The organism is Pseudogemmobacter sp. W21_MBD1_M6 (assembly GCF_052119585.1).
In the GTDB taxonomy this organism is placed as follows: domain Bacteria; phylum Pseudomonadota; class Alphaproteobacteria; order Rhodobacterales; family Rhodobacteraceae; genus JBGQOJ01.
Map to the genome: position 1 here is coordinate 1 of NZ_JBGQOJ010000004.1, position 13,505 is coordinate 13,505.

13 protein-coding genes and 1 pseudogene are annotated in these 13,505 nt (G+C 59.2%); 6 read left to right on the plus strand and 8 right to left on the minus strand.

The features are described from left to right. Positions 1-68: 68 nt before the first annotated feature. From ACEN2R_RS06560 to ACEN2R_RS06570, 3 genes and pseudogenes are all read left to right on the plus strand, one after another. Entirely contained in the window at positions 69-857 is a 789-nt protein-coding gene (locus tag ACEN2R_RS06560; protein WP_442040448.1) for a RelA/SpoT domain-containing protein, read from the plus strand. Positions 858-941: 84 nt separating this feature from the next. Continuing rightward, positions 942-1,097, plus strand: a complete 156-nt coding sequence (locus ACEN2R_RS06565) for a hypothetical protein (RefSeq protein ID WP_442040450.1) — start codon at positions 942-944, stop codon at positions 1,095-1,097. A gap of 93 nt (positions 1,098-1,190) precedes the next feature. Next, positions 1,191-1,894: pseudogene (locus tag ACEN2R_RS06570) on the plus strand (DDE-type integrase/transposase/recombinase); the annotation flags it as partial. Positions 1,895-2,143: 249 nt separating this feature from the next. On the opposite strand, the gene ACEN2R_RS06575 reads toward ACEN2R_RS06570, so the two are convergent. Further along, entirely contained in the window at positions 2,144-2,653 is a 510-nt protein-coding gene (locus ACEN2R_RS06575) for a hypothetical protein (RefSeq protein WP_442040452.1), read from the minus strand. 393 nt (positions 2,654-3,046) lie between these two features. Between ACEN2R_RS06575 and ACEN2R_RS06580 the strand changes: the two genes are divergently transcribed. The 3 genes from ACEN2R_RS06580 to ACEN2R_RS06590 all read left to right on the plus strand — a co-directional run bounded on the left by ACEN2R_RS06580 (position 3,047) and on the right by ACEN2R_RS06590 (position 7,170). Beyond that, entirely contained in the window at positions 3,047-3,745 is a 699-nt protein-coding gene (locus ACEN2R_RS06580) for a response regulator (RefSeq protein WP_442040454.1), read from the plus strand. Positions 3,746-3,914: 169 nt separating this feature from the next. Further along, the gene (locus ACEN2R_RS06585; protein ID WP_442040456.1) at positions 3,915-4,955 is read left to right on the plus strand and encodes an FIST N-terminal domain-containing protein; all 1,041 of its coding nucleotides are present in this window, start codon (positions 3,915-3,917) and stop codon (positions 4,953-4,955) included. Then, the gene (locus ACEN2R_RS06590) at positions 4,948-7,170 is read left to right on the plus strand and encodes a PAS-domain containing protein (RefSeq protein WP_442040458.1); all 2,223 of its coding nucleotides are present in this window, start codon (positions 4,948-4,950) and stop codon (positions 7,168-7,170) included. The genes ACEN2R_RS06585 and ACEN2R_RS06590 overlap by 8 nt, the downstream gene beginning before the upstream one ends. On the opposite strand, the gene uxuA is transcribed toward ACEN2R_RS06590, so the two are convergent. The 7 genes from uxuA to ACEN2R_RS06625 are packed head-to-tail and all read right to left on the minus strand — an operon-like array spanning position 7,167 to position 13,470. Next, positions 7,167-8,360 carry a mannonate dehydratase gene (gene uxuA, locus ACEN2R_RS06595; RefSeq protein WP_442040460.1) on the minus strand — a complete coding sequence of 398 codons (1,194 nt, stop codon included), beginning with the start codon at positions 8,358-8,360 and terminating at the stop codon, positions 7,167-7,169. The two genes, ACEN2R_RS06590 and uxuA, sit on opposite strands and share 4 nt — an antisense overlap. After that, positions 8,357-9,805: a mannitol dehydrogenase family protein gene (locus ACEN2R_RS06600; RefSeq protein ID WP_442040462.1), complete on the minus strand. Its 1,449-nt coding sequence runs from the start codon at positions 9,803-9,805 to the stop codon at positions 8,357-8,359. Before ACEN2R_RS06600 ends, uxuA begins: the two co-directional genes overlap by 4 nt. Further along, a complete protein-coding gene (gene kduD, locus ACEN2R_RS06605) occupies positions 9,783-10,511 on the minus strand; it encodes a 2-dehydro-3-deoxy-D-gluconate 5-dehydrogenase KduD (protein ID WP_442040464.1) in 729 nt (242 codons plus the stop codon). The genes ACEN2R_RS06600 and kduD overlap by 23 nt, the downstream gene beginning before the upstream one ends. After that, on the minus strand, positions 10,508-11,332 hold the full coding sequence (gene kduI / locus ACEN2R_RS06610) for a 5-dehydro-4-deoxy-D-glucuronate isomerase (RefSeq protein ID WP_442040466.1): 825 nt from the start codon (positions 11,330-11,332) through the stop codon (positions 10,508-10,510). Before kduI ends, kduD begins: the two co-directional genes overlap by 4 nt. Positions 11,333-11,344: 12 nt before the next feature. Beyond that, the gene (locus tag ACEN2R_RS06615; protein ID WP_442040468.1) at positions 11,345-11,656 is read right to left on the minus strand and encodes a cupin domain-containing protein; all 312 of its coding nucleotides are present in this window, start codon (positions 11,654-11,656) and stop codon (positions 11,345-11,347) included. Positions 11,657-11,665: 9 nt separating this feature from the next. Beyond that, positions 11,666-12,946 (minus strand): TRAP transporter large permease, encoded by a 1,281-nt coding sequence (locus tag ACEN2R_RS06620; protein ID WP_442040470.1) that lies wholly within the window; start codon positions 12,944-12,946, stop codon positions 11,666-11,668. Positions 12,947-12,948: 2 nt separating this feature from the next. After that, positions 12,949-13,470, minus strand: coding sequence for a TRAP transporter small permease (locus tag ACEN2R_RS06625; protein WP_442040472.1), 522 nt, complete (start codon positions 13,468-13,470; stop codon positions 12,949-12,951). Between the last annotated feature and the right edge of the window lie 35 nt (positions 13,471-13,505).

Here is a 13,505-nt window from a genome sequence, read left to right on the forward strand (position 1 = left end):
GGCTCTAAGGAGGACAATAAGCGAGATGACTGGGAGGTGTTGGCGAATGGGCTGGACTTCGGCTTGCTATGACCGTGCATGATGTAGTAGGTTGCCGCGTAATTTTTGATGACCTAGAGAGCTTGTACAAGTTCAGAAGTGCTTTTAATCGTTCAAGATTTTACCATAAACGGCGACAGAAAGCCCGTCACGACGGTTCCAAAGTGGATGCATATAATTACATAGAAACCCCCAAGGCCTCGGGATACAGGGGAATTCATGATGTATTCGAATATCGTGCGAAGCAGTCTGGGCCAAGCCGAGCTGTGGGTGGTGAAAAATGGAATGGCTTACACATCGAGATCCAGTATCGGACGCGGGTCCAACATGCTTGGGCAACGGCAGTTGAAATATGTGATAATTTTACTGATAATCACGGGAAGTTCTCGAATGCTCCTGAAGATTATCTAAGGTACTTCATCCTCGCGAGCGAAATCTTGGCCCGTCATTTCGAGCCTACTGCATCTCGGCAGCTGAATTTGACTGATGTGGAGCTCAAGAGCGAGTTTTTGGTGCTTGAGGGTCAGCATGGTATGCTGCGGACGCTTGTGGGTGTACAGCCATCTCAAGCGGAGTTTTCATTTAGTAAGCACACTTTGCTCATTTTTAACGAGGGCTCCGATGGAACGGAAGTCCGAACCTACCCAGATTTCCGGGCGGCTATCAAGGCATATTTTGAGCTGGAAAGAGTAAAGTCAGATGGCGTTGATGTCGTTCTTGTCGCGGCGGACGACCCGGAAAGTGTTCGATTTGGATTTCGAAATTATTTTTCCGATGCTCGTGAATTTGTCAGCATGATGGATGCAGCAATGGCCTAAATTGCCCCTATCACAACAGCCCCCCTACCCAGAAAACTGAGGAATTCCATGCATCTAAAATGATGTCATAAAAGGAGTTTCATCATGTTGCCTACCGCAGTCATCTGGGTCCTGAGGGCCTTGATCGTCAATCCAGTATCAGCCCACTTTTCAATCAAGCGACGCGCCTTCAACCTTGGCTGGAAGGGGGAGGTCACCCTGTGCATCGTCCTTGCCATCCTGCTCTCTCGGGCGGGGTAACCGTCATGGACAACCTCAAGCTTACAATCGGGGACACCGTGACGATCGCGGCCTTTGATGACGTCCCGGAACACCTCTTTACGATCCAAACCCTATGGCCGCCCACGGATGACGGAGGAACTGAAGGAAGTCGGCATCGATGTGGGCCATCCGTTGCCCGGCAGCGGTCTGCCTGCAAACCGCGAGAGGGGGCGTGTCGGACGCCCCCTCTCGGCAGAATGCTTCGCAGTCGCCTGCCGGGCAATGGATGCGTGACAACGGGATCTCCGTTGAAAGAACGCGCAAGTTCAAGGCGACCACCGACAGCGATCACACGTTCAACATCGCCCCGGACCTGCTGAAACACGACTTCAGTGCGGCCGGGCCGAACCAGAAATGCCCTCTCATGGTTTGCAGGCAAACCATTGCCGGGTAGCAGGCGGGCGACATCAGCTACATCTGGACCCGCGAGGGGTGGCTGTATCTCGCGGTGATCCTCGACCTGCACTCCCGCCGCGTGATCGGTTGGGCTGTCAGCAACCGGATGAAGCGTGATCTGGCGATCAGGGTCCTGAAAATGGCCATTGCCTTCCGAGCTCCGCCCAAGGGCTGCATCCATCACACCGACAGAGAATGCGGCAGTCGAGACGTTCTTCAAGAACATCAAAGCAGAGCTGATCTGGCGACGGTCATGGGAAACCCGGCGGCAGGCTGAAATGGCAATCTTCGAATACATCAATGGCTTCTACAATCCACGCCGACGACACTTAGCATTGGGTTGGAAAAGCCCTGTCGCCTTCGAACGGAAAGTGGCCTAAACGAGCACTTGGAGCGGCGCTAAAGCGTGACAGGTCCACTCTTGCGCGGTCTTGTCACCACGCAGCGCCTCAAGCGCTAGTGTGGCCTAAAACTTGCCTGAAAATCTACGTCTCGTCATCACCTGTGTATCCTGTCTTCATGATTAGATACATCTTGGCACGCTGCCCAGTTTTGCCGGAGCACTTCAAATAGACCGAACACCTATTTGCCCAAAAGTTGGGGAAATTCAGGGATTTCGCGCTGTGCGATCAATAGTTGTATTTACCGTCGCTCTTGCCGTGACCCTTTCCCTTTCCTTCGTTTTCGGTCCCGTTCCCGCCGCCTTTGCCTTTGCCGACACCGCAATTCCCGGTGCAAGCATCGCCGTTGTCGCCACCGTTGTCGTCGCCATTGCCATTCCCGCTATCGCCCGCTCCGCTGTCGCCTGAGCCGCCGCCATCCGAACCGCTGTCGCCGCTATCGCCCGAACCACTTGCAGAACCGCTCAAGTCGAAGTTCGCATCGTGCATACCATCACCGATATCGCGGGAAAGTGACCATACGCCGCCGCTGACGGATGCGACAATGGCCAGCGAAAGCGCGACAGCGCCAAAGACCACGACAACATACTCTACAGTGACGGCACCGTCCTCGTTTCGGAAAAACCCGGGGCGGCGGGCCGTGCCGGACAGCCGATTTTCGACACTGGGCCGGGCATCGCTGTCGCCTGTGCGCACACTGCCCCCACCCGCAAAAAATGCCCGCCCGATGTGTCGCATGATAGTCGTGCCTTCCGCTTGATCGAGAGGGCGCCTGTGTGACGCAGCCAACCACAACCGACGATCAACGCGGCTGCGGGCAGACTTGAAAACATCATGACTCTTTAAACAGACAACCCTCGGGGCGGGTTGAAATGCGATCAGCGCGACGGGTCAAACGACTGGCAAAATGCCGAACCGAAAAGACCGCCACACCATACTATTAACACAACCCTTGGGTTAGCCAAAGTTCCGGGCTTTTCTAGCGCTGGAATATGTTCTAATTTTGTCACCATGCTTTTAGCGCGCGGCGCCAGCACATCGGCGATATTCGCATCTACTGCTTTAGTCGCACTGCCCTGCCCCCAACGATGTGCTAGGATTTAAGGACTTCCAATACGAAAGCCGCCAACAATGCACGTTGCCGCTACGCCCATATGCCCGAAGCTGCGGAATGTTCTGGTGATCGACGATCACCCGTTGTTCTGCGAGGCGTTGTCGATGACCCTGCGGAACGGTCTGGCGGTCGATCGGATATCTGTTGCGAACAATCTGCAGGATGCCCTGTTTCAGTTGCAGGGCGGGCTATCGCCGGATGTGATCCTGCTTGACCTCAATCTGCCTGATGTCGATGGGCTGGACGGGTTGGTCCGGCTGAAAATGGCCAGGCCCGACACACCGGTCGTCGTCGTGTCGTCGCTGTCGGAAAACGCGATGATCACCATGGTGATGCGCGAAGGGGCCGCCGGTTTCATCCCGAAAGATTCACCAAAAGACACGATCACGCAGGCCTTTGCCACCATCTGGAACGGGGGATCGTACACCCCCGATGACTATGTCGCGCCAGATGAAAGCATGATGCAGAAAGACAACCGCGACGCCGTTGCGCGGCTGGTCACCCTGACTCCGCAACAATCGTGCATTCTGCGCCTGATCTGCGAGGGTAAACTGAACAAACAGATCGCCTATGACCTGTCGATCGCCGAAACAACCGTAAAGGCGCATATGACGGCGATCCTGCGAAAGCTGGGCGTGCACAGCCGGACGCAGGCGGTTCTGGTTGCGCAACAAGCAAGGTTCGACACGATCCTGAATACGGGTATACTGGATTAAAGGGTTTGAAAATCTGGCATGGGAGGCGGCGTTGACAGGGGGGGTTGATCCTGTTGGGGCGTTGTCCGGATTTGGGAGTGTTGTTCGACGGGCATCGTCAGGTGCCCCGGATCCGTATGATGCGGTGCGTGACATTCACACTCAACTGGGTAACGCAAAGTTTGCGTTGGTGACGATCTTTCTGTCACCAGCCTATTTCCGGCCGGATACCGCACAGGCGATCAATACGATCTTCGGGTCGACGCCCGTCATCGGCTGCACAACCGCCGGAGAGATCACACCCCTTGGCGTCAAAGACGGGCACATGGTTGCTGTCGGCTTTCCGGACAACTGCTTTTGCGCTGCGACGCGGTTTGTTGTCGAACCCAGAACCACAAGAGACCCCAGTATGACAGAGGTGGTGCTGGAACAGTTGAACGAAGTCGCCCGCAAACAGCCCGATTGGGGCAATGAATTCGCGTTTTTGCTGAATGACGGGCTTGCCCGAAACGAAGACCGCGTTGTCTCGCTGGTCAATCCGGCGCTGGGGATGGTTCCGTTGTTCGGCGGCTCTGCCGGCGACGGGCTCAGTTTTAAAGAGACCGCCGTTTTCGCCAACGGGCAATTCCATCAACATGCCTCGCTTTTGACGGTGTTCCGCACAAGATGCCCGATCAAGGTCTTTCGGTTCGATCACTTCGGGCCGACCGCGACCCGCATGGTCGTGACCAGGGCCGACCCCGAAAAGCGTCTGGTCAGCGAGATCAACGCCGAACCCGCAGCCGCCGAATACGCGCGGATGGTGGGCAAAGACCCCGGTCAGCTTTCGCCCTTCGTCTTTGCGGCCAGCCCGGTGATGGTGCAGGTCGGCGGCCAATATCACGTCCGCGCCATCCAGAAGGTCGAGGACAACGGCGACCTGCGGTTTTTCAGTGCGATCGACGAGGGGCTGGTTCTGACGGTCGCGAAGTCCGAGGACATCGTGCTGCATCTGGAACGGGAACTGGCGAAATTGTCCCAGAACGGTCGCCCCGACGCAATCGTTGCCTGCGAATGTATCCTGCGCAAGCTCGAGATTGACCAGCGTCAGGCCAAGCGTAAAATCTCGGCCATCATGACCGATTACAACGTCATAGGTTTCAACACCTACGGCGAGCAATTCAACATGCTGCACGTCAACCAGACATTCACCGGCGTCGCGATCTATCCTCCGGCAGCGATTGATGACTGACGCGCAATCCATCGTTTCGATCCTGAACCCGGACGACTCTCTGGCACGCCAGAATGTCAAGCTTCAGCGCATTGTCGATGTCCTGATGCAGCGGGTCGAGTCCGGTGGCAGCGACGGGTTCAACAGCTATTCACACTTCCAAACCGCCGTCGCGCTTGAGGCGCAGGTCCGCGCCCGCACCAAGGATCTGGAAGACGCGCTGGCGCAGTTGAACCAGTCTAAGGGCCGGCTGGCCGATGCCAAGCAAGAGGCGGAAACAGCCCGAGAGGATCTTTCCGGCGCGCTGGAAGCCGTGAAAGAGGGCTTTGCCCTGTTCGATGCGGAACAACGCCTGATCATGACGAACAGCCGTTTTGCCCGAATGTTCCCCGATGTGGTCGTCCACATTGCCCCGGGTCTTGATTTTCATCGCTACATCGACCTGATCTCGACCAGTTCCTCGCTGGTTTTATCCGACGGCATGACCCCCGCAGCATGGCGCGCGGCGCGGGTTCTGAAACACAATCTGGCCCATGCGAATTTCATCGTACAACTGCGCGGGGATCGCTGGATTCAAGTCAGCGAACAGCGCACGCCGAACGGCAGCACTGCGGTCCTGCAAACAGAAGTCACCGACATGGTGCGCCTTGAACGGCAGGAACGCGAAAGGCTGCTGGACGATCAGGCCAGGATCGTCCGCGCGACACTGGACCACATCAATCAGGGGGTCTGTATCTTTGACGCAGAGGACCGGCTGGCGGGGTGGAACAATCGTCTGCACGTCCTCATGTCGCCGCCGATGGAGCTGATGCGCGCCGGCACCGGCTTTGCCAGTTTTGTCGAGTATTTCAATTCGTCGCGGATATTCGGGTCCGAAGAGAGGCCGCAAAAGGTCGTCGAATGGGTCAACCAGCGCCGCAAAAGCGGCTCTCTCAGGCTGGAATTAAGCCGACTGGACGGCATCATTCTTGATGTCTTTTGCGAGATGACCCCCGATTTCGGCTTTGTGATCAGCTTTACCGATGTGACGTCCGAACGCGCAACCACCGTGGCCCTGCACGAGGCGAACGAGACCCTGGAACACCGTGTCGTCGAACGCACCACCGAACTGCAACAGGCGCGCGACGCGGCAGAGCGGGCAAACACGTCGAAGTCCAGATTTCTGGCCGCTGCCAGCCACGACCTGCTTCAGCCGTTGAACGCGGCTAAACTGTTCATTTCCTCGCTTGAAGAAACCAGGCTTCTGGCCGGACAAGAGATCATCACAAGCCGCATCAAAAGCGCATTCGACAGCGTCGAGACGATACTGGGCGCGCTGCTTGATATCTCGAAGCTGGATGCGGGCACCTCTGCCACCATTTCCATCTTTCCGCTCAGCAGGCTTTTGCGCCCCTTGGAGGAAGAATTCCAGGCCATCGCCAAGGCAAAAGGGCTAAGCTTTTCAGTGATTGATTGCGGACTGGATGTCGAAAGCGACGCGGCCTACTTGCGCCGGATCATCCAGAATCTTGCGTCGAATGCCATCGCCTATACGGACAGCGGCAAGGTTCTGATCGGCGTGCGCCGACGCGGCACCAACGTCGAGATAGAGATCCATGACACCGGTCCCGGCATTCCCGCAGACCAGCAGGAGCGCGTGTTTCACGAATTCCACCGGCTGACCCGGCAAAAGGACAGCAGCCATGGCATGGGTCTGGGTCTGGCCATCGTGCGCCGCGCCTGTGACCTGCTGCAACACGATCTGAAACTTGAAAGCACCGAAGGGTATGGCACAAAGTTCACAGTCACGGTGCCCTGTCACATGCCAAAGACCGATGGGCATGCGCCCGCGCCCCGCCGCCCGCAATCGCAATCGGCAGATCTGACGGATATGATCACCCTGATCATCGAAAACGAGACCTCTGTGCGGCTGGGTATGACGATGTTGCTGGACAGTTGGGGCGCCAGCCCGATCGAGGCGGCAAACCTGAAACAGGCCGACCGCGTCATCAGCGAACTCGGCGTGACCCCCGATGTCATCCTCGCCGACTATCATCTGGACGAGGGCCTGAACGGCCTTCAGGCCATCAAAGCGCTGCGCATCCGCTACGGCAGCATTCCCGCCGTGCTGATTACGGCGGATCATTCCGCCGAACTTGTGGTCCGCGCAAAGGCCGACGACGTGGTCGTTCTGAACAAACCGCTTCAGCCTTTGCGCCTGCGATCCATTCTAAGCGGGCTTAAGGCACGTATCTAGGCCCAGGACACTTTCGGGTGGGACAATGCGCGGATCACCCCGCGTAACTCTGCCAGACCCCGCATCCGGCCCGCCAAAGGATAGCCGGGATGGGTATCGCGGTCTGCATCCGACAAAATCTCGTGCCCGTGATCGGGGCGGAACGGGATGGCCCAATCGGCGCGGCCCGCCTCATTGCGGCGGCGTTCTTCGGCCAATAGCGCCGCGATCAGATCGACCATATCGGTGTCCCCGTCCAGATGCGCCGCCTCCTCGAATGATCCGTCGGGGTCTTTGGTGACATTGCGCAAATGTGCAAAATGAATGCGCGGCGCGAACTGCCGTGCGATGGCGGGGACATCATTGGCCGGGTTCGCCCCCAAAGAGCCGGAGCACAGCGTCAGACCGTTCGCCGTGCTGTCCACCGCGCCCATGATCCAGCCGATGTCTTCCGCGTTCGACACGATCCGCGGCAAGCCGAGAATGTCGCGCGGCGGATCGTCAGGGTGCACGCACAGGCGCATTCCCAACTCTTCAGCGGTCGGCACGACCTCTTGCAGGAACCGCGCATAGTTGGCCCGCAGTTCGGCGCGGCCAATCCCTTCGTACAGCGTCAACGCCGCCCTTAGCCCGTCAACATCATACCTGTCATAGGCCCCCGGCAAGCCCGACATGATCGACGACAAAAGCGCGTCGCGGTCGGCCTCTGACGATTGCTGGAACCAGATCGCGGCAGCGGTCAGGGTTTCCGGCAGATAATCGGCCTCTGCCCCGGCGCGTTTCAGCATATGCACCTCGAACGCGGCCATGCGCGGCGACGAGAACCGCAAACAGGTGCCCCCGCGCCTGACCGGCGACTGAAGGTCGGTTCGGGTCCAGTCCAGAAGCGGCATGAAGTTGTAGCAGATCACCTTGATGCCTTCGGCGGCAAGGTTCGCCATGGATTGCCGATAGTTGGCAAACAGCGCGACAAGATTGCCCTCGCCGCGCTTGATCCGCTCATGGATCGGCAGGCTTTCCGCCACGTTCCAGTCAAGCCCCGGCGCCGCCTTGCGGATCCCGTCGCGCCGCGCCGCGATGGTGGCACGCGGCCAGACCTCGCCGTAAGGGATTTCGTGCAGGGCAGTCACAATGCCCGTGGCACCGGTCTGTGCGATTTCATCCAGCCCGATGCGGTCGAATGGGCCATACCAGCGCCAGCTTTCGATCATGCCGCGCCCCCCTCTATTGTGCGCCTTGCGCCACTGCGGACAAGCGCAAGATAGGCCTCTGTCAATTCGGGCTTAAGCGCGCGGGCAAGGTCGGATGGGAAAATTTCGGACAGGGACAGCAGCGCCGCAACCTTGCCGCCTGCATCACTTTGCCCGTCAGATACCGCACGCAGCCGCGCCGCTAGCGGGTCTTTCACCTCTATCGGGTTGCCGCCTTCGTCTACACCGCCCACATACCGCATCCACGCCGCCACAGCCAGGATCAGACCGGGGCTTGCACGCCCGGCCTTCAGGTTGTCAGTCAGCGTTCCCAGAATCCGCTGGGGCAACTTCTGGCTGCCATCCATCGCGATCTGCCACGTCCTGTGGCGAATGGCAGGGTTCGAATACCGCTTGAACAGCGCCTCCGCATAGGCGTTCAGGTCTTCGCCCGCAGGCGGGGTCAGCGCGGGAATGATCTCGTTCGCCCAAAGCCGCCGGACATAGGCCTGAAACACAGGATCGGCCATCGCGTCGGAAATCGTCTCGTGGCCCGCCAGATACCCCAGATAGGCAAGCGACGAATGCGTGCCGTTCAACATCCGCAGCTTCATATGCTCGAACGCAGTCACGTCGGGCACCAGTTGCACACCGACAGCCCCCAGATCAGGGCGGGCGTCATTGACGAAATTATCCTCGACAACCCACTGCCGAAATGGCTCTGCCATGACGGGCGCAAGGTCAAGCTGGCCAGTCATCCGCGCCTGCCTATCTATATCGCCAGGTTTTGTCGCAGGAACGATCCGGTCAACCATGGTCGACGGGAACCGCCCTTTGGTCTTTATCCAGTCGGCAAGCGCAGGATCAATCGCGCGGGCAAGGTCAAGAACCACGCCCCGCACCACAGAACCGTTTTCAGGAAGATTGTCGCAGGTCATAACGGTAAAGGGCGGCAGGCCGGCGTCGCGCCGACGCTGCATCCCTCGCACCAGATAGCCAAGCGCCGACACAGGCAGCGGATTGGCGATATCGTGAACAATATCGGGATGCGTCCGGTTCAGCGCACCTGTCGAAGGTTCGTGGCAATAGCCTTTTTCAGTGACGGTCAGCGTGACAATACGGATGCGCGGATCGGCCAGCAGGCCCAGAACCTGTTCGGGGTTCTCGCGCGCGACCAGAACATCCTGCACCGCGTTCATCACCTGCGGCACGTCGCCGTCCGGCCCAAGGGTCAGAACGGTATAGGCGCAGCCCTGCGGCACAAGCGCGTCGCGCATGGTCGGGTTTTGAAGACTGACACCGACAATGCCCCAATCCCCGCCCGAGGCCGCCATCGCCTCGGCGATATAGACCGCGCCATGCGCCCGAAAGAACGCGCCCAACCCAAGATGGACAATGCCAAGGCCGGGGCGGTTTTGGCCGGATGCCGTCAGGCGTGGAAATTCAGCGGGCAAGCCAGCCTCCATCTACGTTAAGAACAGTGCCGTGAATGTATTTCGCGGCGGGCGATGCAAGGAAAACCGCTGCCTCGCCGATGTCGTCCGCCTCGCCCCAGCGACCGGCCGGAATGCGGTCCAGAATGGCAGCATTGCGGGCCGGATCCGCGCGCAGGGCGTCGGTGTTGTTGGTGACGATATAACCGGGGGCAATGGCGTTCACGTTGATCCCCTTTGCCGCCCATTCATTGGCCAGCAGTTTGGTGATGCCCGCGACGCCGTGCTTGGATGCGGTGTAGGACGGCACGCGGATGCCGCCCTGAAACGACAAAAGCGAGGCAATGTTCACAATCGCAGCAGGGCCGCCACGGGCAATGGCCGCCTTGCCGAAGGCCTGACAGGTGAAGAACACCGCCTTCAGGTTTACGTCCAGCACTTCGTCCCAGTCGCTTTCGCTGAAATCAACAGCATCGGCGCGGCGGATGATCCCGGCGTTGTTCACCAGAATGTCGATCTGGCGGTCTGCAAAAACATCCCGCGCCGCCATAGGGTCGGCAAAATCCAGGCGCAGTTCCGTGGCGTTGCCGATCAGCCCGACGGTTTGCGCACAGGACGAACGCCCGGCGCAGATCACATTGGCACCCGCACGGCCCAGTGCCACCGCGATGGCCTGCCCGATGCCGGTATTGGCCCCCGTCACAAGCGCTGTGCGCCCCGCCAAAGAGAAAGCGTTCAACGCAATGTCTCCATGCTGACCATCTCGACATCGCGGTAATCCACGTTGTCGCCCGCCATCGCCCAGATGAACGTGTAGGCACCGGTGCCCGCGCCGCAATGGATCGACCAGGGCGGCGACAGCGCCGCATCCTCGTTCTTCATCAGCAGGTGGCGGGTCTCGTCCGGCTCTCCCATAAAGTGGAAGACGCGGGCATCGGGGGCCAGATCAAAATACAGATAGGCCTCCATCCGGCGATCATGCACATGGGCGGGCATTGTGTTCCAGACAGATCCGGGCGCGAATTGGGTATAACCAACGACCAGTTGGCAGGACTCCATCACATCGGGGTGGACGAACTGGTTGATGGTCCGCTTGTTGCTGCTTTGCGCCTCGCCAAGCTCTAGCTTTTTGGCCTCGGCGATCGGGATCAGCCGCGCGGGAAAGGCGCGATGGGCGGGCGCGGACAGGATATAGAACCGACCCGCGCCGGTAAATTCAACCGCACCGCTTCCCATGCCAAGATACAGCACATCGCCCTTTGACAAGGCGTGCGTCTCGCCCCCCGCCGTGACCGTTCCGTCGTCCCCGATATTGACCACCGCCATTTCGCGACGGTCAAGGATCGACGGCGTGCCGCATTCCTTTACCTCGTCCAGCGTCAGGGACTTGCCCGCAGGAACGGCACCCCCGACGATCATCCGGTCGTAGTGGCTGTAAACCAGCCGCACCTCGCCTTGACGGAACAGGTCGCCGATGTGGAAATTGTCGCGCAGCGCGGTCGTGTCCATCGCCTTGGCGGCATTCGGATCAATGGCGTAACGGGTTTGAACGGTCAGCATAACGGTATCCTTTTAAAGAAAGTCGTCGCGGCGCGGCGTGAAGGTGTCGATCAGAACACCGGCTTTTTCACAGTGGCAGCCGTGTTCGGCATTGGACGGGATGACAAAGCTGTCGCCTGGCCCAACGGTGATTTCCTTGCCCGCAACGGTGAAAACGAATTGCCCCGACTGGACATAGGTGGACTGGATATGCGGATGATGGTGAAGCTTGCCGCGGGCGCCTTCGTCAAAGGTAAATGACACCACCATCAGCTCCGGTGCCTCGGACAGAACCTTACGGATGACACCGGGGTCGGCGGCGACAGCGGGAAATGTGTTCAGCATGGGGTATCCTTAGTGGAACAGGGCTGGCAGCCAAAGCGACAGCGAGGGGATATAGGTGACCAGCATCAGGGTCGCGAAGGCCGCGCCATAGAACGGCCCGATGGTGCGCACCGCCTGCCAGACCGGAATGCGCCCCACCGCACAGCCCACGAACAGCACAGCCCCCACGGGTGGCGTGCACAGGCCGATACCAAGGTTCAGGATCAGGATAACGCCAAAGTGGACCGGATCAATACCGAAGGCCACAGCGACCGGCAGGAAGATCGGCGTGGTGATAACGATCAGCGGAGACATGTCCATAAAGGTGCCAAGGATCAGCAGCACGACGTTCATCAACAAAAGGATCACGATCGGATTGTCCGACACTCCCTGAAGCAGCAGCACCATAGAGGTGGGCACCTTGAGATAGGCCAACAGCCAGCCGAAGGATGCAGCGCATCCGATGACCATCAGAACCATCGCCGTTGTCCGCACCGCAGCCTTTGTTGCCTCGATGAAATCGTGAAAGCTAAGCGACCGGTAGACAAAGAAGGTGACCAGCATCGCATAGACCACCGCGATATTCGAACTTTCCGAGGCGGTGAAGATACCCGACCGGACGCCACCGAAGATGATCGCGATAAGGATCAGACCAGGGGCTGCGGATGCCAGGATTTGCAGCAGGGCACGCCCCCCCGGAAACGGCTCTGTCGGGTAACCGCGCTTGCGGGCCACATACCAGGCGGCGCACATCAGTGACAGCGCAAGGATAAAGCCGGGGATGATGCCTGCGGTAAACAGGTCGGCGATGGAAATCTTCCCCCCCGCCGAGATCGAGTAGATGATCATGTTGTGCGACGGCGGAATAAGTAGGGCGATGATCGACCCCACAACCGTGATGTTCACCGCATAGTCCACGTCATAACCGCGCTCTTTCATCTGCGGCACCATCAGGCCGCCGACAGCGCTTGCATCGGCTGCGGCGGAACCGGACACGCCCCCGAACATAACAGAGGCCAGAATATTAACCTGCCCCAACCCGCCCCGAAGGTGGCCGACCATGGCACCGGCCAACGCCACAAGCCGCCGCGCAATATCGCCCCGCACCATCAGATCACCGGCAAAGATGAAGAACGGGATCGCCATCAATGCAAATACCGACACGCCGGAATTCAACCGCTGGAAAACAACGACCGGCGGCAGTCCCAGATAGGCAACCGTGACAAAGCTGGACACACCCAGACAAAAGGCGACCGGCGTGCCGATCAGCAAAAGAAATACGAATGTTCCGAACAGAACCCAGAGTTCCATGATCAATCCTCCAGCTCTGTTTCGCCAAACCGGGCGGTCGGCAGTCCTGCGGCGCGGCGCGCGACCCGTTCCACCGAGAACAGGATCACCAGAATGCCGCCCGCAACGATGGGAACGAAATCGAACGCGCCCGAAATTCCAAGGCTGGGCAGCTTGTTGCCAGCGGTCTTTGCGGCAAGTTCCCAGCCGAACCAGACCATGCCGCAGCCAAAGCCCGCGACAACAAGGTCCGACAGGGAATGCAGGAACAGTTTCGCTCGTTCGGGAATGACGTACAGCAGGATGTCGAACGACAGATGATACCCTTCGCGGATACCGACCGCGGCGCCCAGAAAGATGAACCACCCCATGATCATCACCGATGCGGGTTCGGTCCAGGGCAGGCTATCGTTCAGGATATAACGCCAGAACACCTGCGCGGCGATAAACACCGTCATCATGACCAGCCCGATGCCCGCGACCCACAACGCGGTCTGCGCAAGGACGCTGGTCGCCCGCGCCACGGTTTTCATTTGATCTTGCACGCCCGCCCCCCATTCATTGAAACGGCCCGCAAGGA

Bases quoted from the DNA above. Each gene is read 5' to 3' on its own strand.
- kduI (WP_442040466.1), bottom strand. From the start codon at position 11,332: ATGCTGACCGTTCAAACCCGTTACGCCATTGATCCGAATGCCGCCAAG.
- ACEN2R_RS06565 (WP_442040450.1), top strand. From the start codon at position 942: ATGTTGCCTACCGCAGTCATCTGGGTCCTGAGGGCCTTGATCGTCAAT.
- ACEN2R_RS06615 (WP_442040468.1), bottom strand. From the start codon at position 11,656: ATGCTGAACACATTTCCCGCTGTCGCCGCCGACCCCGGTGTCATCCGT.
- ACEN2R_RS06600 (WP_442040462.1), bottom strand. From the start codon at position 9,805: ATGGAGGCTGGCTTGCCCGCTGAATTTCCACGCCTGACGGCATCCGGC.
- ACEN2R_RS06560 (WP_442040448.1), top strand. From the start codon at position 69: ATGACCGTGCATGATGTAGTAGGTTGCCGCGTAATTTTTGATGACCTA.
- uxuA (WP_442040460.1), bottom strand. From the start codon at position 8,360: ATGATCGAAAGCTGGCGCTGGTATGGCCCATTCGACCGCATCGGGCTG.
- ACEN2R_RS06575 (WP_442040452.1), bottom strand. From the start codon at position 2,653: ATGCGACACATCGGGCGGGCATTTTTTGCGGGTGGGGGCAGTGTGCGC.
- ACEN2R_RS06580 (WP_442040454.1), top strand. From the start codon at position 3,047: ATGCACGTTGCCGCTACGCCCATATGCCCGAAGCTGCGGAATGTTCTG.
- ACEN2R_RS06620 (WP_442040470.1), bottom strand. From the start codon at position 12,946: ATGGAACTCTGGGTTCTGTTCGGAACATTCGTATTTCTTTTGCTGATC.
- ACEN2R_RS06590 (WP_442040458.1), top strand. From the start codon at position 4,948: ATGACTGACGCGCAATCCATCGTTTCGATCCTGAACCCGGACGACTCT.